The organism is Mesorhizobium sp. WSM4842 (assembly GCF_055901575.1).
The window spans coordinates 6,350,027-6,367,901 of sequence record NZ_CM148372.1; the positions used below are offsets into that span (position 1 = coordinate 6,350,027).

Below are 17,875 nucleotides of genomic sequence, written 5' to 3' on the forward strand. Positions count from 1 at the left end.
TGCTCGTCTCTCCAGTTCGCCTTGCCTTGTCCGTCGCTCATGCGAAGAGGCGGCTACGATCTCATCCAGATCATTTGTACCCGGCTTCAACCGTTTCATTTCGGCGCTTGGTAAAGCTCGGACGCGGCCTCTCTCAGCGCGCGCCGGCTGTCTGGCCTGAAATACATCATGTGGCCGCCTTCCAGCAGGTCGACGCGGATGGGCTTGGCGCCGGGAAGCGAAGGAACCTGGCCGACCAGGTAGCGTGACACCAGATAGGGTGTCACCAGGTCGGTGTAGCCGTTGACGATCAAAATGCCGAGGCCGGGATTTAGCACGCGAGCCTGCTGAAGGTCATCCATCACGCCGACATAGCCCTGTCGCGTCGGGCTCGTCCCGTAATCCCAATTGCCGCTGACTTCACGGTTGAGAAGCCGGTAGCTTAGATCGGTGCGGAATTTCAGTTCCTCCCTGATATAGCTGACAAAGGCGGATGTGAGCGCCGGCACACTTCGGTCGAGCACCGGATCAGGGCCGCGAGGCCTTGGGCTTTCCGGAGCGATGTCTGCGGTTTCGATCGTGCCGTCATAGGCGCTGAGGACATTGCCCCTTGCCCGCGCAAACTCCTTGGCGAAGAGGGCGGTGGGAATGCGCGCAAAGTTTCGTTTGACGAGTTCGAGCGGCAGGCCGGTGATTTCGGCAACGCGCGGGCTCGCCAGGCGCCCACCCTGTTCGAGCCCGCTGGCGAGCGCGACGAGGTAGTCGCCAAGCGCATAGCGTTCGACATCGGCCAACCGCTCCTGCAGTTCGGAACCGGTGACGCCTTCGCTGCGCAGGCGCACCGCCGCTAGCGACGGCAGTTCAAGCGCCCAATGGAGCGGCTGGAACTCGTCGGGCCGCACGAGTGTGAATTCGAGCGCCGGCGAGATGAGCACGATGCCGCGAGGACTGATGCCGATATCATCCTGAAGCGTCTTGGCAAGCAGTGCCGCCCGAAACCCACCATAGCTTTCGCCGGCCAGAAACACTGGCGACGCCGTGCGGCCCGCCTGCGCCAGATAGAGCCGGATGAAGGCGCCCATCGCGGCGGCGTCCTGGTTGACGCCCCAGAAGCTGCGTGCCTCGGTTCCGGGTGCTTCGCGGCTGTAACCCGTTCCGACCGGGTCGACAAAGACCAGGTCGGTCACGTCGAGCCAGGTGTTCGGGTTGTCCAAAAGCCGCTGCGGCGATGGGAGAAAACTTCCATTAGCCGCCGTCGCCATCACGCGCGGACCGAGCGCGCCGAGATGCAGATAGGCGGAAGCCGCTCCGGGACCACCGTTGAACACGAACGTGATCGGGCGCTGGGGATCAGGTTCCCGGCTTGGCTCGGGACGCAGCGTGTAGGCGACATGAAAGATTTCCGCGGTGACCTCGCCCTTGCCCGATAGCAACGACAGCGTGCCGGCCCTCGCCTGATAGTTGAGCGTGCGTCCCGCGATGACGATCGAATGATCAGAGACCTGGGGCGGCGGAAGCAGCGACAGAACGCCGCCCGAAGGCGACGGCCGCTCGGCCACTTCCGCATGGCCGGCTGGAAGGCCGCCAGCCAGCAGCAGCATAGCAAGGGTGATTTCTAGCAGCTTGGTACGCATGGCGACTCCGCAGCGGAACGACTGGAAGCTACCACGCTGATGGCTCAGCCGAAATCACAGGACCGTGCACGCCCTCGCTGCTGGAAGGAGACCGAGGCTTTCAACGCACGATCTTCACGCACATCGGCGTTCCGACATCGATGGATCGCCCGGTGTCGGCCAGCCCGCCCGTGGCCGCGTCGCGCGCGAAAATCGAGATGCGGTCGGCGTTCTGGTTGGCCGAGAAGAGATGGCCGCCCGAGGGCGTCAGTGCCAGATTGCGCGGCGTGGCGCCCCCGCACGGCGCATAGTCGACGAGCGCGAGCGTGCCAGTCTGCTGGTCGACAGAAAACACCGCAACGCTGTCATGGCCGCGGTTGGAACCGTAGAGGAAGCGGCCATCGGGCGAGATCTGGATGTCGGCGCAATGATTGCCGCCGCGCGCCTGCTCCGGGACCGCCGGCATCGTGTCGATGACCGAGAGCCTTCCTGTCGTATCGTCGAGCGCAAGCGACGCCACCGTTGAATCCAGTTCGTTCATCACGAATACGAAGCGCCCGCCTGGGTGCAGCGCCACGTGACGTGGGCCGGCGCCGGGCGCAAGCACCGACTCCGCCAGTCTGGTCAGGCTGCCGTCACGCCCGATGCGGTACGAGACAAGCCGATCGATGCCGAGATCGGCGACGATCGCCACGCCGCCGGCAATCGTCTCGGTTACGCTGTGAGCATGGGAGCGTTCCTGGCGAGTTGTGTCGGGACCAGTCCCTGTATGGGTAACGCTCGACAACGGCGCGGTCAGACCACCGTCCTCGCGCAGCCCATAGACGACGACCGAGCGATCGGGACCGCCTTCGCCGATGCCGTAATTGGCGACCAGGAGCTTCGTCCCGTCGCGCGTGATGGTGTTGTGCGCCGTGATGCTGCCAAGGGTCGGCTGCTTGTTGATGTAGGAAAGCGCGGCGGCTTGCCTGTCGAAGCGGTAGGCCGAGACCACGCCCTCGCGCCAGGTGAGCACCTCGGAATTGGCATAGACGTGGGAGCCGTCCGGCGTCACCGAGAGAAAGGTCGGATTGTCGATGTCACCCGTCTCAGTCAGTTTCCTCGTCTCCAGCGTCTCTTCGTCGAAGCTGTAGACGCCGAGCCCGACGCCGCGCGCGCCCTGAAAATAAGGCGCCTCGCGGTTGAGACTGCCGACAAAGACCAGACAGGCATTCCGCATAAATCCTCCCTTGTTCCGCGGCGTTGGCCGCCGCGGATTCGCGCGAAATTTCGCCTGTTCACGCTTGCAAGGCAATCCCATATGTGAAAAGTTTATTCACAAAAGAAGATTGACGGGAGGATAGATCATGCAATTCGCTGTTCCACGGTTCGTCGGCAGTGGTGATCGCGAAGGAGAGCTCGTGCTTTATTGCGAGCACCTGCAGACGGTGAAATACCGCAATCCGGCCGATTTCGCCGGCAAGACGGAGAAATAGGCGATGGCTGCCATTGCCGAATTGCCGCTGACCGGGCTCGTCGTCGTCGACATGAGCCAGTTCCTATCCGGGCCCTACTGCTCGCTGAGACTGCTCGATCTCGGCGCCCGCGTCATCAAGATCGAACGCCCGGATGGCGGTGACCTGTCGCGCCGGCTTTATCTCAGCGACACCGAGATCGGCGGCGACTCTACAATCTTCCACGCCATCAACCGCGCCAAGGAAAGCTTTGCCATCGACCTCAAGGACGAGGCCGACCTTGCGGCGCTGCGCGGCCTGCTGGCCAAGGCCGACGTGCTGATCCAGAATTTCCGCCCCGGGGTCATCGAGCGCCTGGGTCTCGACTACGAGGCGGTGCGCAAGATCAATCCGCGCCTGGTCTATGCCTCGATCAGCGGCTATGGCGAGGAAGGCCCGTGGGTCAAGCGGCCCGGGCAGGATCTGCTGGCGCAAGCCCGCTCCGGCGTGATGTGGCTGAACGGCGATGAGGACCAGGGGCCGGTGCCCTTCGGCCTGGCGATTGCCGACATGCTGGCGGGCTCCGCCGCCGCGCAAGGCATCCTTGCCGCACTGGTGCGGCGCGGCGTGACCGGCACGGGCAGCCATGTCGAGACCAGCCTGCTCGAAGCGCTGGTCGACTTCCAGTTCGAGGTGCTGACCACGCATCTCAATGACGGACGCCGCCTGCCGCGGCGATCGGCCTTCCGCAGCGCCCATGCCTATCTGTCGGCGCCTTACGGCGTCTATCCGGCCAAGGACGGCTATCTGGCGATTGCCATGACGCCGATCCCAAAGCTGGCCGACCTCCTGGCGCTCGAAGAGCTTGCGCCCTATCGCGATCAGCCGTCGACCTGGTTCACCGCCCGCGACGAGATCAAGGCGATCATCGCGCAAAAAACCGCGACGAAGACGGTCGACGAATGGCTTGTCATCCTCGAGCCTGCCGACATCTGGTGCGCCAAGGTGCTGACCTGGCCGGAGATGATGGCCAGCGAGGGCTTCCAGGTGCTCGACATGCTGCAGACGGTGACGCGCGAGGATGACGTCTCGATCCTCACCACGCGCTCGCCGCTCAGGGTCGATGGTGTGCGCGCCAAGGTCGAGCGGGCCGCGCCGCGGATCGGCGAGCACAGCGCAATGATCCGCAAGGAATTCGGACTGTGAGCGACGTGACGCTCAAAGGCATGACCTGGAGCCATCCACGCGGCTACGATCCGATGGTCGCCTGTTCGGCGCTGTGGAAGCACCGCACCGGCGTCACCATAGAATGGGACAAGCGCTCACTGCAGGATTTCGAATCCTTCCCGGTCGAGGAACTGGCCCGTGCCTACGATCTGATCGTCATCGATCATCCGCATGTCGGCCAGATCACCGCCGAGAACTGTTTGGCGCCGCTCGACGTCGTTTGCCGCGAAGCGGAACGCGCGGCGCTGGCGGCGGGCAGCGTCGGCCGGTCCTATCCGAGCTACAACTGGCAGGGCCGGCAGTGGGCGTTTCCGATCGACACGGCGAGCCAGGTGCAGGCGTGGCGGCCTAATATGCTTTCCGCCGCCCCGGCGAACTGGTCCGACGTGCTCAACCTCGCGCGGCAAGGCCGCGTGCTGTTGCCGATGAGGCCGCCGCATTCGCTGATGGTGTTCTACACGCTTGCCGGCAATCTCGGTCGACCCGCCGTCGAAGAGCCTGGCAACCACGTAAACCCGGACGTAGGCAGCCGCGTTTTCGAGATGATGCGCGAGATCGCGGCTCTCGTCGATCCGGCCTGCCTCGGCATGGATCCGATCGACCTCCTGGAGGAAATGGCCAGGTTCGGCTCACGGATCGCCTGCGCGCCGCTGATCTATGGCTATGTCTCCTATGCCATCGCCGGCTTTCGGAGCAACCGCCTTGCCTTCGCGGACATTCCAGCTGAGGGCAATGCCGGTCCGGTCGGCTCGGCGCTCGGCGGAACCGGCATTGCCGTGTCGGCCTTTTCGAACGCCACGCAAGAGGCCATCGACTTTGCCTACTGGATCGCCAGCGGCGAGGTGCAGCGCGGCCCCTATGCATCGGCCGGCGGCCAGCCCGGCCATGCCGCAGCTTGGGACGATGCAGCCGTCAACGCAGCCGCCGGCAATTTCTACAAGGACACACGCGCCACGCTCGAGGGTGCCTGGGTCAGGCCACGCCACGATGGCTACATGACTTTCCAGCAGGCCGCATCCGATCGCATCAATCTCGGCCTGACCGAGAAGCACGATGCCGGCCGCGTCGTTGCCGATCTCAATCGCCTGTTTGTGGAGAGTTTCCCGGCACCCGGCGCTGCCGGTGGAGGATCCTGAAACCAACTAAATGGAGGAGAACACATGAACAGTCTGATCCGCGGCAACCCACGCTGCTGATCGGCCTCGGCTTCCGGCTGTCGACCGCAGGCGGCAATCGAGCGCGGTGATCGTGCTACTGGTTTCGCTCCACGGCCGCGAGCGGGACGTGCGACGACGATCTGAGGCGGCTTACAAGCTCCACAGCCGCTTCGCGTTGGCGGACAGCAGCTTTGTCCGTTCGTCGACGCTTGCACCGGCAAGCAGCGCGTGCGTCGCCGCCACCCAGGTCGCAAGCCCGCCGCCAAGCGTGCAGACCGGCCAGTCGCTGCCCCACACGACGCGGTCCCAGCCGAAGCATTCGATGGTGTGCTCCACATAGGAACGCAGCGTTTCGATAGTCCACGATCCAGTGTCCGCATAGGCGACCACACCGGAAATTTTGCCGACGACGTTCGGGCGGCGCGCAATCTCCGCCATATGCTCGCGCCAGGGATGCTCACTGCTGCCCTTGATGTCGGGCACGCCGCAATGGTCGAGCACGAACTGCACGTCCGGCGCGAGATCGGCGAGTGCAATCGCCTTGGGGATTTGGTGCGGCAGGACGACGAGGTCGAAGGTCAATTGCGTGCCGGCAAGCCGTTTGATGTTTTCGCGAAACAGCGCGCCTTCCGAAAGCTCGTCCGGCATGACGTGGAGCACCCGCCGAAAACCCTTGACGAAGGGATCGGCGCGCTGGCGCTCGATATAGGCGGCAAAGCCCGGCTCTTCCGGACGGCAGGAGGCGATCGCCCCGCGCAGCAAACTGTCCCTCTGTTGTGACAGCGCTTTCACATGGCTGGTCTCGGCCTCGATGTCGGCTGGATCGACATCGACTTCCATATGCAACGCGCCCTCTATGCCGGCACGGCGGGCCTGGATTGCATATTCGTCGTAGGAAAAATCGCGGTTGAGCGCCGGCACGCCGGAGAGCCAGGGATAGCGCAGTGCCGACTGGTCGATCAGGTGCAGATGGGTATCGAAGATCATGACGGCGCTCTCCTCCTTCGGCGTTTCAAATCATCTCACGGAGAAATCTTTCATTCAAATAAGAATTTACGTACCTGCCTGACCGTTGATCCCGCCAGTTGCGACAGCTTTTCGGTCGCCGCCAGCAACAGCTCTATCGTCCTGGTGATATCGGGCGCCTTGGGTGCGTTGACCAGGGTTATGTAGGGGATCGACAGCGCGGCGATCGCCCTGCCGTCCGAGCCAAGCACGGGTGCCGACAGGTTGAAGACACCGGCGGTCTGCATCGACGCCATCATCTCATAGCCGCGTTCACGAATCTGGTCGAGGCGGGCGAAGAATTCCGGCGATTGAGGCGGCTTGTCGGTGCTGCGCAGATGTTCGGAGATCATCATCTGCCGCTCTTCCGGTGAGCGGAACGCCAGCAACACATGTCCGGAGCCGGTGTCGAACAGGCTGATATGGGAGCCAACACGAATCGAGATGCCCCAATAGTCCGGAGCTTCTTGCTGCGCGATAACCACGGCAGAACCGCGGTCGAAGACGACAAGCTGGTTTGCCTGCTGCGAGGTTTCGGCAAGTTCACGCATCAGCGGCGTCGCATAGGAGACCAGCCGCCGCACCGGCGCGTGCAACTGCGCCAGTCCAAACAGCTTGAGCGTCAGCGAATAACGATCACCGTCGGGCCGCGTGACGTAGCCGCGTCGCACCAGCCGGTCCAGCATACGGTAGAACTCGTTGGGGCTGCGGTCGAGCTTCTTGGCGATTTCCGCCTGCGTCAGGCCGCCGTCGACGCCGGCCAGAAGCTCGAGGATGTCGAGCCCCTTGTCGAGCGCCGGGGCGCGATAACGGTCCTCGTCCTCGTCCTCCGCCATAGCACTCCCCAGTGAATTTTGACATTCATATACGCACAATGGCTGTATCCGGAAAGAACTTTCAAACTTGACGACCCCGTAAATGTTTTGTTTGTATATGAATTAAGCCTGCAAATCGGGTCGGCGCGACGGGAACCGCTTAAGGCCAGGCGACCGGGTGAAAATGAGCCTGGACCTGTCGCCGGCCCATCTGTTTTCTGCCCGATACCGGCAAGACATTGCGAGGTTGACGTCATGGCAAAGATCGAAAAAGTCGAACTGCGCATGGTCGACCTGGTGCCGAAGGTCAAGCGCACCGATGCGATCCAGAGTTTCGTCAGCCAGGAGACACCGATCGTCACCATCACCGACACCGACGGCGCGGTCGGCACCGGCTACAGCTACACGATCGGCACCGGCGGCTCCTCGGTGATGCGGCTCCTGGCCGATCACCTCGCGCCGCGGCTGATCGGCCGCGACGCCGATATGATCGAGGCGATCTGGCACGAGCTCGAATTCGCCACCCACGCCACGACGATCGGCGCGATCACGGCAATCGCGCTCGCGGCCATCGATACGGCGCTGTGGGATCTCAGGGCGAAGAAGCAAAACCTGCCGCTGTGGAAGCTGGCCGGCGGCGCCAAGGACCGCTGTCCGCTCTACACGACCGAAGGCGGCTGGCTGCACATCGAGACCGAGGCGCTGGTCGAAGACGCGCTGGCCGCCAAGGCCAAGGGTTTTCGCGGCTCGAAGGTCAAGATCGGCAAGCCGCACGGCTCCGAGGATCTCGCCCGGCTGACCGCGGTGCGCCAGGCGGTCGGCTCATCCTACGAGATCATGACCGACTGCAACCAGGGCTTTTCGGTCGACGAGGCGATCCGCCGGGCGGAGCGGCTGCGCGATCTCGACCTCGCCTGGATCGAGGAACCGCTGCCGGCCGACGACATAGACGGCCATGTGCGGCTGTCGAATGCGACGTCGACGCCGATCGCCATTGGCGAGTCGCTCTACTCGATCCGGCACTTCCGCGAATATATGCAAAAAGGCGGCTGCTCGATCGTGCAGGTCGATGTCGGCCGCATCGGCGGCATCACGCCCTGGCTGAAGGTCGCGCATGCTGCCGAGGCGTTCGACATCCCGGTCTGCCCGCATTTCCTGATGGAACTGCATGTCAGCCTGACCTGCGCCATTCAGAACGGCCGATATGTCGAGTATATTCCCCAGCTTGACGAGTTGACCGGCAAGAAAATGCGCATCGAGAACGGGCACGCATTGGCGCCCGACGAGCCCGGCATCGGCATTGACTGGGATTGGGACGCGGTCAAGGCGAAGAGCATCGCGGAATTCACGACCGAAATAATGGAGTAGGGAGCCGGAAATGCAGCGGATGGGAATGGTGCTCGGCCTCAAGCCGGAAAAGGTCGCCGAGTATGTGCGGCTTCACGCCGCCGTCTGGCCTGAAGTCCTTGCGATGATTTCGGCCTGCAACATCAGGAATTATTCGATCTATCTCAAGGAGCCGGAGCACCTTTTGTTCAGCACTTTCGAGTACCACGGCACCGACTATGCCGCCGACATGGCGAAGATGGCCGCCGATCCCAAGACGCAGGAATGGTGGGCACTGTGCATGCCCTGCCAGGAGCCGCTGCCGACCCGCGGGGAAGGCGAGTGGTGGGCATCGATGGACGAAGTCTTCCATCATGACTGACGGTGTTTTCGATCCTGCCTCGCTCTCCCAGGCGTGGGCACAGCCGTCAAAGCCCAAGCCGATTGTGATTTTCGGCGCCGGGTCGATCGTCGGCGATGCGCATTTCCCGGCCTATGGGAAAGCCGGATTCCCCGTCGCCGGGGTTTTCGATCCCGACCATGCCAAGGCGGAAAGACTGGCGCAGAAATGGGGTGTCACCGCTTACCGGTCGGCCGAGGAGGCCGCGGCGATCAAGGACGCGGTCTTCGATCTGGCGACGCCGCCGGCTCATCATGCCGGCGTGCTCAGGGCGTTGCCCGATGGTGCGGTGGCGCTGATCCAGAAGCCGATGGGCAGCGATCTCACCGAGGCGACCGAGATCCTCGAAATCTGCCGCTCCAAAAACCTGAAGGCGGCGGTGAATTTCCAACTCCGCTTTGCGCCGATGATGCTGGCGCTGAAGGATGCGATCGCCAAGGGCTGGCTGGGCGACGTGGTCGATTTCGACGCTTGGCTGGCGCTTGCCACTCCCTGGCAACTCTGGGAGTTCCTGCTGAAGGCGCCGCGCGTCGAGATCGCCATGCATTCGATCCATTATCTCGACCTGATCCGGCAATTGCTCGGCGATCCCGGAGGCGTTCACGCCAAGACGCTCGGTCATCCCGGCCACAAGGTTGCGCAAACGCGCACCAGCGCGATCCTCGACTATGGCGACACGGTACGCTGTGCGCTGTCGATCAATCACGATCATAAATTTGGCCGAAAACACCAGGCTTGCGAGTTCCGCATCTGCGGAACCGAGGGCGCCGCCTACCTCAAACTGGGACTCAATCTCGACTATCCGCGCGGCGAGCCGGATATCCTTGAAATCTATCCGAAGGGCGGCTCCGACTGGATTACGGTGCCGCTCGTCGGCGAATGGTTTCCGGACGCCTTTGTCGGCCGCATGGCCAATGTTCAGCGCTACGCGTCAGGCGAGGATGCCGAACTTGTCAGTTCCGTCGAGGACGCCTGGAACACCATGGCGCTGGTTGAAGCCGCCTACCAATCGAGCGCGGCGCCGGCAACACTGATCGCGGCGAGGCCCTGACATGGAGCAGACTGTCTATTTCGAAGACTACAAGATCGGCTCGTCGCGCACGACCAGCGGGCGCACCATTACCGAGACCGACTTCGTCGTTCACGCCGGCCATACCGGCGATTTTTTTCCTCACCACATGGACGCCGAGTTCATGAAGACGACGCCGTTCGGCCAGCGCATCGCCCATGGCACGCTGGTCTTCTCGGTCGGCGTCGGGCTGACGGCAAGCGTCATCAACCCGGTCGCCTTTTCCTACGGCTATGACAGGTTGCGCTTCATCAAGCCGGTGTTCATCGGCGATACGATCAAGACCCGCACCACCATCTCGGCTAGGGAAGACGACCCCAAGCGGCCGGATTCGGGCCGGGTCATCGAACGCTGCGAGGTGATCAACCAGCATGGCGATGTGGTCCTAGTGGCCGACCACATCTACATCGTCGAGCGCCGTGATAAGCCCAACAGCGCTTCGAACTCAGTTTGACAAAACGCGCTTTTTTAGCCAGGCCTCAAGTTCCCGGAAGTGGCTGACGGTTAGGTCAATTCGTGCCGCCAGCCTCGATCTCGCGGGCCAGTGAAAGATGGCGCCGAAACCCCGAGACAAAAACCCGCCTTGGCGGCGGCCGTCACCTGTCAAGTTGAAACTACCTACAGTTGCAATTCCATCGCTTCAGGTTTGCGCTGTCCCTTTTCCGTGCGGTCCAATCGGTTCGTCAAAGGGGAAAGCGCGCCCGCGAGCGCCGCTTCGGTTACTTGCTCGTGGAGGCCTGCCTCGGCCGGCGGATGGCTCTCACCTTGCCGCTGTTTCCACCGCCGCAGAAGAACTGATCGCCACCATCGGACTCGAGCCCCGACACGCCTGTTCCAGGCGGCATATCGAGCTTCTCCAGAACCTTTCCGGTTTCAGGATCTATCCGCCTGACGTCGCTCTCGTCACCTTCCCAGGTGCCGTGCCAGAGTTCGCCGTCGATCCAGGTGACCCCTGTGACGATACGGTTGGAATCGATTGTGCGAAGAACTGCCCCTGTCTGGGGGTCGATCTGATGAATTTTGCGACCGCGATTCTGCCCCACCCAAAGTGAACCTTCGGCCCAGGCGAGCCCGGAGTCGCCGCCGCCACCTGGCGCCGGAATCGTGGCCAGTACGCGGCCGGTGTTTGGATCGATCTTCTGAATGCGATCTTCAGCGATCTGGAACAGGTGCTGGCCGTCGAAGGCCGTTCCTGCGTGCGCGGCGACATCGATCGCGCGCACCACCTTGCCGCTCGCAGGATCCAGGGCGTTCAGTCTGTCTCCTGACGCAAACCAGACGTGCTGACCGTCGAACGTAACCCCAGCGACCTGGTCGACACCCGGAAAGGGTCCATATTCGCGGAGGACTTCGGCTGCAGATCGCTTCATGCTTCTATCCTAGTAGCCCGACAGCGAGCCGGGGAGTAACAAGATTGTCGGGAATCCCGGCACGGGTGGGGTCATCCAGCGACGCGCTCGCCCGCGACCGAACGACTGCACCTTGCCTGCTGCCGCAAGCTGCTCGAGCGATCGCTGCACGGTGCGCGAGCTGGCTCCGAGCGCAATTGCGAGCGCCGAGCTCGACCACGACTCGCCATCGGCGAGGAAGGCGAGCACCGCTGCATGCTGCTCGTCGACGGGCGGCGCCAGCACCACGACATCGCGTCGGCGGCGCGGCTTAAGCGCAAAGCCTCGCTTGGTCGCGCTCACATCCGCCAGTGACCGCAGCTCCACGCGAAGCCGGCCGACTTCGACCCGCAAACGGGCGCGATGCGATTCATCAGCATGCTTGCCGCCGAAGGCGCGGGCGACGAGCGTGCTCCTCGGCACGTCCGCGGGCCAGGCTTCGCCCAGCGTGCGCGCAAGCGCGAACAAGACCGGGCGCGTCGCGAGCGAGACGATCATGCCGGCGTCCCGCACGACATTGCGGCAGGCATCGACGACGAGCGCCCCCGACGCCAGCAGCGCTTCGACCTCCTCAAGCAGCAGCGGGCGCTCTTCACCACGGGCGATCAGGCGCGCCGCGGGCGTGTTCATCACGAGGGATGCGCCTTCAACCTCGGCCGTCAGCGCGGGAATGTCCGCCTGGCGCGCGGCGTGCTCGGCCCGCGCGAGCGCAACGCGCGCCGCCTTGGTCCGGAGGCGGCGAATCGCGAGCCCCGCAATCACCAACTCGTGGGCGGCCTTCGACGCGGGTGGGAGTGTTGTCGGGTCGAACCCGGCGAGCCTGCTCTCGGCCTCATCGAGGCGTCCGATCAGGAGCAGGCGCCGAGCCTCGAGATTGCGCGCATGCGCGGCATTGACGTGGTCGCCGTGCTTTTCAAGCGTCGACCGCGCGGCGTCGAGTGCCTTCGCCGGCCAGCCGAGGTCTCGCGAGACGAGTGCGATCTCGGCTTCGGCGACGACGCACCTCGCCCGGGCCACGGCCTCTTTCGGACCGAAGGCGCGCGCAGCACTTTTGAGGAGAGCCTTTGCTCGAACGAGATCGCCGAGCTGCGCCATCGCGATGCCGCGCAGCGCAAGCGCAGGCGCATCGTCACGCAGGGCGACCCGCTTCAATGCGCCGAGGGGATCACCCGTTGCGAGGGCGCGCGCCGCAGCGGTGATCAGCGAGTCCATCGGAATCCCGTCACACTTGTAACTCTCACCATTCGAAATCCGGTCCTAATCTATCTCAGGACCAACAACCAGCGCGCCGTACGAAAACGGTGCGAACGAGGCAGGACATAGAGGACAGAACATAGAGGAGAAGAACGATGCCGACACACAGGACCGGAACACGTGAGGAGTGGCTGGCAGCGCGGCTTGATCTGCTCAAGGCGGAGAAGGAGCTCACGCGACAAAGCGACGAGGTGGCGCGGCGGCGGCAGGAATTGCCTTGGGTTCGGATCGATAAGGATTACCGATTCGAGACCGACGAAGGCAGCGCTTCACTGGCAGACCTTTTCAGGGGACGCTCGCAGCTCCTCGTCTACCACTTCATGTTCGGGCCCGATTATACGGCGGGCTGTCCGGCCTGCTCGGCGATCGCGGACGGATTCGACGGCTTCGTCGTCCACCTGGCCAACCACGACGTCATGCTTTCGGCGGTATCGCGGGCACCGCTCGCGAAGCTGCAGGCGTACAAGGGGCGGATGGGATGGACGTTCCCCTGGGCCTCCTCACACGGCAGCGACTTCAATTTCGACTTCGACGTTTCGTTCACCGAGGAGCAGCAGCGCGAGGAAGGCATCGAATACAACTATGTACGCGAGGCGCCTCTCGCCAAAATACCCTCACGTACGACTGCCGACGGCTCCGAGACGTTCGCTGCAATGAGCGGAACAGACATGGCCACGTACACGCGCGAGAGGCCAGGCATGAGCGCATTCGTGCTCGAGGACGGCGTCGTCTACCACGCCTATTCCACCTATGCGCGCGGACTGGACGGCCTCTGGGGCATGTATCAGTGGCTCGACCGCGCGCCCCAAGGGCGTAACGAGACGGGCGTCTGGTGGCGCCGCCACGACGAGTACGGCCAAGGCTGACGTTCGATGACACTGCACTCCAACCACACGCAGAAGATGCCGCCCGCAGGCAGCGGATCTGCCGATTTCCCAAGCGACAATGTCGCCGCCCGCGGCGCGGCCGACTGGCTATCCCTGGCAGCCGCGCCAACCTTCGCAATGATGGCGCTGCTGACGGCCGTCACCGGTGATGCGGACATGATCTGCTCGGCGGCGCGAGATGCGTCGCCGCTGAGCGGAATGGTCGTAATGTACTTGCTGATGAGCGCCTTCCATTCGGCGCCTTGGCTGAAGCTGGTTGGCAGCCGACGAAGCGCTGTCCGCCGGTCGTGATCCGGCGCTCGCCGGATCAAACGGCAACCGGCGCGCGACCTGGCGCAGCCCCGACATGGCGATGGCAGTCGATTTTGTGCAAATGTCATTCCCGGCGGAAGAGGGAATTCAGAGCGTAAATTACAGAGTTCCGCCGGATGTGCTGGCCTCGCCTGCATGACGCATCATGCGGCGAAAACTCATCGAGATATGAGCTCGCCTTATGTGCCCGATGGACTCCCAGTCGCCGATCTCGGCGGCGGCAAGCACCTCTTCCATTTCGCGGCGGAACGCAGTGAACTCCTCCACAAGGCCCAACTGCGGCATCATCTTCAGGACGACGCGCGCGACCTGAAAATACAGGCGCTCGCTGATCTCGCGCAGCGGCTGGTTGCCGGTCATCGCGGTGAGCTCGTAGAAAAAATCCATGTTGAGGCGCAGGAAAGCGCGCTGGTCGGGATTGAGCACATCGGAATCGCAGCGCGCGATGAGTGCCCTTATCCGGTCGAGGTCGTCCGCCGTGCGCGGGATCGGCGAAAGCTTGCCGACGAGGAGCGCCAGTTCCAGGCGCAAGTGATAGACCTGCTGCAATTCCTCGATGTCGACATCGGTGACGATCGTGCCGACGCCATGGACGGATTGAACCAGACCCTCGGATTCGAGGCGCGCCAGGACACGGCGAACCGGCGTGCGGCTGATCTGGAATTCCTGGGCAAGCTCTTCCTCGGAGAGATGGCTACCTGGCGCGTAGTCGAGCAGGCAGATGCGGTCGCGCAGTATCCGGTAGATACGCTCGAACCGCTCCCGCGCCGAGAGCGGACGCGGCGGTGCGGCGGTCACGGCCAGGGGCGTGGCATCCGTCTCAACCGTCATCCAGCCTCCAGGACAGCGTGCAGGAACTGCTGTGTCCGCTCGTTCTTGGGGGCGCCGAACAACTCGCTTGGCGGCCCCTGCTCGCAGATCTTGCCGGCATGGAAAAAGCAGACGCGATCGGAGAATTCCTTGGCAAATCCCATCTGGTGGGTGACCATCAGCATGGTGAGGTCATGTTCCCTGCCGAGTTTTCGGATGACTTCAAGCACTTCGCCGACGAGTTCGGGGTCGAGTGCCGAGGTCACCTCGTCGAACAGCATGATCTTGGGCCGCATGGCGCAAGCGCGGGCGATGGCGACACGCTGCTGCTGGCCGCCGGAAAGCTGCGAGGGATAGTGGTCCTTCTTCTCCGACAAGCCGACCATGTCGAGCAGCTCGGCCGCACGCGCCTCGGCATCGGCGCGCTTCATGCCGAGCACGGTTATCGGGGCCTCGATGCAGTTCTGCATAGCCGTCATGTGCGGGAACAGGTTGAACGACTGGAACACCATGCCGATCTTGGCGCGGATCTTGCGAATGTGCGCGAGATCGGCGGGAACAAGCTTGCCGTTCCTCTCCATGTGGGTGAGCGGCTCGCCTTCGACCCAGATGACGCCGTCATTGATCGTCTCCAGCGTCATCAGCATACGCAGCACCGTGGTCTTGCCGGAACCTGAAGGGCCGATGATGGAGACCTTCTCGCCGCGTGCTATTTCCAGATTGAGCCCGTCGAGAACGGTCAGCGCGCCGTAGCGTTTCGAAACATTGTCGAAGCGGACCATCGGTTGTTCCGTCATCGCATGGTCCTCCGGTTGAGCAGGCGTTCGAGGGAGCGAATGAGCGCGGCAGAAACCAGGCTCATGGCAAGGAAGAACAGGCCGACCAGCGTCATCGGCTCAGTGTAGCGGAAGGTTTCGGAGCCGATGATCTTGGCCGTCTGCATCAGCTCCAGCACGGCGATTGCGGAAAGCAATGGCGTCTCCTTGAACAAGGCAACCAGATAGTTGCCGAGCGCCGGAACGATCGGCGGGATTGCCTGCGGAATGATGATGTCGCGGAACGTCGTCCAGGCCGACAGGTTGAGCGCGACCGAGGCTTCCCACTGGCCGCGATGGATGTTGTCGAAACCGGCGCGATAGACCTCGGAACAATAGGCAGCGTAGTGGATGCCGATGGCAAGCACCCCGGCGGTGAAGGCGTCGAGCACGACGCCAAATTTCGGAAAGACGAAATAGAGAAAGAATATCTGGATCAGCAGCGGGGTCGACCGGATCAGTTCGACCAGCACCGAAATCGTCCAGCCGGTCCACGGCACGGCGATGCGGACGACCGCCAGCACCAGGCCAAGCGAGGCGGCAAGCGCAAAGCCGATCAGCGTCGCCTCGATGGAAACGATGGCAGCGCGGGCGAGCACCGGCAGGATTTCAAAAGCAAATGCCCAGTCCCAGATCATGCTGCCTTCCCCCGCGCCAGTCCGAGCGAAGCCCGCCTTTCGAGAAGCCGCATGCCGATGGTCACAACCAGCGACATTGCCAGGTACATCAGCAGGACGAGGGTGAAGATCGGAATGGTCTTGAACGTGTTCTGGTTCATTTGCTGCGCCTTGAAGGCGAGGTCCGAGAGCGTGATCAGCGAGACCAGCGCTGTCGATTTCAAAAGCTCGATGAACAGATTGCCCCAAGGCGGGATCATGGCGACAAAAGCCTGCGGCAGGATGATCCGGCGCAGCATCTGGGGGCGGCTCATGTTCAATGCGGTAGACGCCTCCCACTGTCCACGGGCGACGGACTGGATCGCGCCGCGCACGACTTCCGACCCGTAAGCACCAACGTTCAGGCCGAGCGCCAGGACAGCAACCAGGAATGCGTTGAGCGTGACACCGAATTGCGGCAGCACGAAAAACAGCCAAAACAATTGCACCAGCGCCGAGGTGCCGCGGAAGATCTCGACATAGACCGTGGCCAGCCATCTGAGCGGCGCCGGGCCATACATCCTTGCCAGCGCCGCCAGCACGCCCATGACGATTGCCAGCAGGCTACCGAGGATAGCGATCTCGATCGTCAGGACCGCGCCTTGCAGCAGCCCCGGCATAAACACTTTGTAAGATTCCTGCGTTGCCAAGGCACCGATCACGACAAGCGCGACGACCAGCATGGCAACGAGCGTACGTATCCCCATGCGGATTCCCCCAGGAAAAAGGGGCGGCGCTTTCGCGCCGCCAGCAGTTGGGAACCTATTTGCCCGCGCAAAGCTCCGCGGTGGTCTTGTTGGGGAGGTAGTCCTTGCCGAAGCCGAGCGGCTCGACCAGCGCGATGTGCTCCGGCGAACCGAGGAACGTCTTCAGCTCGGCGTTGAACGCCTCCTGCAGATCGGTGTCTTCCTTGCGGAAGCCGAAGCCGCCATGGCCTTTCACCGACTTGCCGGCAACCTCGCCGAACGGCTTGGTCGATTCGACGCCGTCGGCCTTCTTGGCCATGTCGGCGATCGAAAGAGCGGTTAGTGCGGCAGCGTCGGCACGGCCCGACTGGACGGCGGCGACCAGGCTGGACTGGTCGGGCAAGGCAACGATCTGCCCTGCGGCGACGCCTGCGTCCTTGGCGTAACCGCCCTCGACGGCGCCGGCCATCACGGCGAGCTTGAGATCCGGGTTTTCCTTGAAGCTGGAAAAGTCCTTCACGCCCTTCGGATTGCCTTTTGCCACCAGCATGGCCTGACCGATGCCGTAGGACGGCTCGGAGAAATTGATCTCGGCGCAGCGCTTCGGATTGATGAACATGCCGGCGGCGATGATATCGAAGCGGCCGGCCTTGAGACCTGGGATAAGCGAACCGAATTCGGTCAGCACGCCGTCAACCTGCGCGATACCCATCTTGGCGAGCACCGCCTTGGCAACTTCCGGCGCTTCGCCGGTCAGCTTGCCGTCAGGCGTGGCGTAACCGAACGGCGCCTCGTTGGCGAAGCCGACGCGGATGTAGCCGTCCTTCTTGGCCCGTTCGAGGGTGGTTTCCGCATAAGCGGGCAGCGCCGTGAGTGATGTCGCGGCAAGCGCGAGGCAGGCGGCGGCTTTCACGACCATCCGGCGCGATATCGATGATTTGAACATGCTTTTCTCCCATTGAACAACTGACTGATGATTCCCAGGGCGCGGCCTTCTTCGAGGTCGACACCTGCTTGTCAAGACGTATACAACTGCCCTAGAC

The 17,875-nt window shown here is 63.2% G+C and carries 19 protein-coding genes and 1 pseudogene; 9 read left to right on the top strand and 11 right to left on the bottom strand.

Annotated elements, in window-relative coordinates; translation table 11 throughout:
* Positions 1–95: 95 nt before the first annotated feature.
* A complete protein-coding gene (locus AC0NIE_RS30755) occupies positions 96–1,613 on the bottom strand; it encodes a S10 family peptidase (RefSeq protein ID WP_473486120.1) in 1,518 nt (505 codons plus the stop codon).
* 100 nt (positions 1,614–1,713) lie between these two features.
* Positions 1,714–2,811, bottom strand: a complete 1,098-nt coding sequence (locus AC0NIE_RS30760) for a lactonase family protein (RefSeq protein ID WP_473486121.1) — start codon at positions 2,809–2,811, stop codon at positions 1,714–1,716.
* Positions 2,812–2,980: 169 nt separating this feature from the next.
* Between AC0NIE_RS30760 and AC0NIE_RS30765 the strand changes: the two are divergent.
* The 3 genes and pseudogenes from AC0NIE_RS30765 to AC0NIE_RS30775 form a co-directional block, all read left to right on the top strand.
* Positions 2,981–3,067 (top strand): annotated as a pseudogene (locus AC0NIE_RS30765) (amine oxidase); the annotation flags it as partial.
* Between the two features lie 3 nt (positions 3,068–3,070).
* Positions 3,071–4,231 (top strand): CaiB/BaiF CoA transferase family protein, encoded by a 1,161-nt coding sequence (locus tag AC0NIE_RS30770; protein WP_473486123.1) that lies wholly within the window; start codon positions 3,071–3,073, stop codon positions 4,229–4,231.
* Positions 4,232–4,251: 20 nt separating this feature from the next.
* Positions 4,252–5,388 (top strand): extracellular solute-binding protein, encoded by a 1,137-nt coding sequence (locus AC0NIE_RS30775; RefSeq protein ID WP_473486206.1) that lies wholly within the window; start codon positions 4,252–4,254, stop codon positions 5,386–5,388.
* Between the two features lie 171 nt (positions 5,389–5,559).
* Here AC0NIE_RS30775 and AC0NIE_RS30780 read toward each other — a convergent pair whose 3' ends face one another.
* Together AC0NIE_RS30780 and AC0NIE_RS30785 are read right to left on the bottom strand one after the other, a co-directional pair.
* Positions 5,560–6,396 carry an amidohydrolase family protein gene (locus tag AC0NIE_RS30780; RefSeq protein WP_473486124.1) on the bottom strand — a complete coding sequence of 279 codons (837 nt, stop codon included), beginning with the start codon at positions 6,394–6,396 and terminating at the stop codon, positions 5,560–5,562.
* A gap of 50 nt (positions 6,397–6,446) precedes the next feature.
* The gene (locus AC0NIE_RS30785) at positions 6,447–7,250 is read right to left on the bottom strand and encodes an IclR family transcriptional regulator (protein WP_473486125.1); all 804 of its coding nucleotides are present in this window, start codon (positions 7,248–7,250) and stop codon (positions 6,447–6,449) included.
* A 234-nt stretch (positions 7,251–7,484) separates the two neighbouring features.
* Between AC0NIE_RS30785 and AC0NIE_RS30790 the strand changes: the two genes are divergently transcribed.
* The 4 genes from AC0NIE_RS30790 to AC0NIE_RS30805 are packed head-to-tail and all read left to right on the top strand — an operon-like array spanning position 7,485 to position 10,478.
* Entirely contained in the window at positions 7,485–8,597 is a 1,113-nt protein-coding gene (locus AC0NIE_RS30790) for a mandelate racemase/muconate lactonizing enzyme family protein (RefSeq protein ID WP_473486126.1), read from the top strand.
* A gap of 10 nt (positions 8,598–8,607) precedes the next feature.
* Complete coding sequence (locus AC0NIE_RS30795) at positions 8,608–8,937, top strand: L-rhamnose mutarotase (RefSeq protein ID WP_473486128.1); 330 nt, start codon at positions 8,608–8,610, stop codon at positions 8,935–8,937.
* The gene (locus tag AC0NIE_RS30800) at positions 8,930–10,006 is read left to right on the top strand and encodes a Gfo/Idh/MocA family protein (RefSeq protein ID WP_473486129.1); all 1,077 of its coding nucleotides are present in this window, start codon (positions 8,930–8,932) and stop codon (positions 10,004–10,006) included. The genes AC0NIE_RS30795 and AC0NIE_RS30800 overlap by 8 nt, the downstream gene beginning before the upstream one ends.
* 1 nt (position 10,007) lies before the next feature.
* Positions 10,008–10,478, top strand: a complete 471-nt coding sequence (locus tag AC0NIE_RS30805; protein WP_473486130.1) for a MaoC/PaaZ C-terminal domain-containing protein — start codon at positions 10,008–10,010, stop codon at positions 10,476–10,478.
* Positions 10,479–10,743: 265 nt separating this feature from the next.
* Here AC0NIE_RS30805 and AC0NIE_RS30810 read toward each other — a convergent pair whose 3' ends face one another.
* Together AC0NIE_RS30810 and AC0NIE_RS30815 are read right to left on the bottom strand one after the other, a co-directional pair.
* Positions 10,744–11,394 carry a Vgb family protein gene (locus AC0NIE_RS30810; protein ID WP_473486132.1) on the bottom strand — a complete coding sequence of 217 codons (651 nt, stop codon included), beginning with the start codon at positions 11,392–11,394 and terminating at the stop codon, positions 10,744–10,746.
* A 9-nt stretch (positions 11,395–11,403) separates the two neighbouring features.
* Positions 11,404–12,624: a helix-turn-helix domain-containing protein gene (locus AC0NIE_RS30815; RefSeq protein ID WP_473486134.1), complete on the bottom strand. Its 1,221-nt coding sequence runs from the start codon at positions 12,622–12,624 to the stop codon at positions 11,404–11,406.
* Positions 12,625–12,761: 137 nt separating this feature from the next.
* Between AC0NIE_RS30815 and AC0NIE_RS30820 the strand changes: the two genes are divergently transcribed.
* Positions 12,762–13,532, top strand: a complete 771-nt coding sequence (locus AC0NIE_RS30820; protein ID WP_473486135.1) for a DUF899 domain-containing protein — start codon at positions 12,762–12,764, stop codon at positions 13,530–13,532.
* A 6-nt stretch (positions 13,533–13,538) separates the two neighbouring features.
* Positions 13,539–13,844 (top strand): hypothetical protein, encoded by a 306-nt coding sequence (locus AC0NIE_RS30825; protein WP_473486136.1) that lies wholly within the window; start codon positions 13,539–13,541, stop codon positions 13,842–13,844.
* A 120-nt stretch (positions 13,845–13,964) separates the two neighbouring features.
* On the opposite strand, the gene AC0NIE_RS30830 is transcribed toward AC0NIE_RS30825, so the two are convergent.
* Genes AC0NIE_RS30830 through ehuB form a run of 5 tightly spaced genes read right to left on the bottom strand, consistent with a single transcriptional unit; the run spans position 13,965 to position 17,778 of the window.
* The gene (locus AC0NIE_RS30830; RefSeq protein ID WP_473486138.1) at positions 13,965–14,696 is read right to left on the bottom strand and encodes a GntR family transcriptional regulator; all 732 of its coding nucleotides are present in this window, start codon (positions 14,694–14,696) and stop codon (positions 13,965–13,967) included.
* Positions 14,693–15,472 carry an ectoine/hydroxyectoine ABC transporter ATP-binding protein EhuA gene (ehuA, locus tag AC0NIE_RS30835; protein ID WP_473486139.1) on the bottom strand — a complete coding sequence of 260 codons (780 nt, stop codon included), beginning with the start codon at positions 15,470–15,472 and terminating at the stop codon, positions 14,693–14,695. Before ehuA ends, AC0NIE_RS30830 begins: the two co-directional genes overlap by 4 nt.
* The gene (ehuD, locus tag AC0NIE_RS30840; protein ID WP_473486140.1) at positions 15,469–16,128 is read right to left on the bottom strand and encodes an ectoine/hydroxyectoine ABC transporter permease subunit EhuD; all 660 of its coding nucleotides are present in this window, start codon (positions 16,126–16,128) and stop codon (positions 15,469–15,471) included. Before ehuD ends, ehuA begins: the two co-directional genes overlap by 4 nt.
* Positions 16,125–16,853, bottom strand: a complete 729-nt coding sequence (ehuC, locus tag AC0NIE_RS30845; protein WP_287049344.1) for an ectoine/hydroxyectoine ABC transporter permease subunit EhuC — start codon at positions 16,851–16,853, stop codon at positions 16,125–16,127. The genes ehuD and ehuC overlap by 4 nt, the downstream gene beginning before the upstream one ends.
* A gap of 55 nt (positions 16,854–16,908) precedes the next feature.
* Positions 16,909–17,778 (bottom strand): ectoine/hydroxyectoine ABC transporter substrate-binding protein EhuB, encoded by an 870-nt coding sequence (gene ehuB, locus AC0NIE_RS30850; protein ID WP_352951645.1) that lies wholly within the window; start codon positions 17,776–17,778, stop codon positions 16,909–16,911.
* Between the last annotated feature and the right edge of the window lie 97 nt (positions 17,779–17,875).

Coding starts and splice junctions, on each gene's coding strand:
- AC0NIE_RS30775 (WP_473486206.1), top strand. CDS start 4,252: ATGACCTGGAGCCATCCACGCGGCTACGATCCGATGGTCGCCTGTTCG.
- ehuA (WP_473486139.1), bottom strand. CDS start 15,472: ATGACGGAACAACCGATGGTCCGCTTCGACAATGTTTCGAAACGCTAC.
- AC0NIE_RS30805 (WP_473486130.1), top strand. CDS start 10,008: ATGGAGCAGACTGTCTATTTCGAAGACTACAAGATCGGCTCGTCGCGC.
- ehuB (WP_352951645.1), bottom strand. CDS start 17,778: ATGTTCAAATCATCGATATCGCGCCGGATGGTCGTGAAAGCCGCCGCC.
- AC0NIE_RS30820 (WP_473486135.1), top strand. CDS start 12,762: ATGCCGACACACAGGACCGGAACACGTGAGGAGTGGCTGGCAGCGCGG.
- AC0NIE_RS30780 (WP_473486124.1), bottom strand. CDS start 6,396: ATGATCTTCGATACCCATCTGCACCTGATCGACCAGTCGGCACTGCGC.
- AC0NIE_RS30830 (WP_473486138.1), bottom strand. CDS start 14,696: ATGACGGTTGAGACGGATGCCACGCCCCTGGCCGTGACCGCCGCACCG.
- ehuD (WP_473486140.1), bottom strand. CDS start 16,128: ATGATCTGGGACTGGGCATTTGCTTTTGAAATCCTGCCGGTGCTCGCC.
- AC0NIE_RS30825 (WP_473486136.1), top strand. CDS start 13,539: ATGACACTGCACTCCAACCACACGCAGAAGATGCCGCCCGCAGGCAGC.
- AC0NIE_RS30810 (WP_473486132.1), bottom strand. CDS start 11,394: ATGAAGCGATCTGCAGCCGAAGTCCTCCGCGAATATGGACCCTTTCCG.
- AC0NIE_RS30795 (WP_473486128.1), top strand. CDS start 8,608: ATGCAGCGGATGGGAATGGTGCTCGGCCTCAAGCCGGAAAAGGTCGCC.
- AC0NIE_RS30785 (WP_473486125.1), bottom strand. CDS start 7,250: ATGGCGGAGGACGAGGACGAGGACCGTTATCGCGCCCCGGCGCTCGAC.
- AC0NIE_RS30770 (WP_473486123.1), top strand. CDS start 3,071: ATGGCTGCCATTGCCGAATTGCCGCTGACCGGGCTCGTCGTCGTCGAC.
- AC0NIE_RS30815 (WP_473486134.1), bottom strand. CDS start 12,624: ATGGACTCGCTGATCACCGCTGCGGCGCGCGCCCTCGCAACGGGTGAT.
- AC0NIE_RS30755 (WP_473486120.1), bottom strand. CDS start 1,613: ATGCGTACCAAGCTGCTAGAAATCACCCTTGCTATGCTGCTGCTGGCT.
- AC0NIE_RS30790 (WP_473486126.1), top strand. CDS start 7,485: ATGGCAAAGATCGAAAAAGTCGAACTGCGCATGGTCGACCTGGTGCCG.
- AC0NIE_RS30800 (WP_473486129.1), top strand. CDS start 8,930: ATGACTGACGGTGTTTTCGATCCTGCCTCGCTCTCCCAGGCGTGGGCA.
- AC0NIE_RS30760 (WP_473486121.1), bottom strand. CDS start 2,811: ATGCGGAATGCCTGTCTGGTCTTTGTCGGCAGTCTCAACCGCGAGGCG.
- ehuC (WP_287049344.1), bottom strand. CDS start 16,853: ATGGGGATACGTACGCTCGTTGCCATGCTGGTCGTCGCGCTTGTCGTG.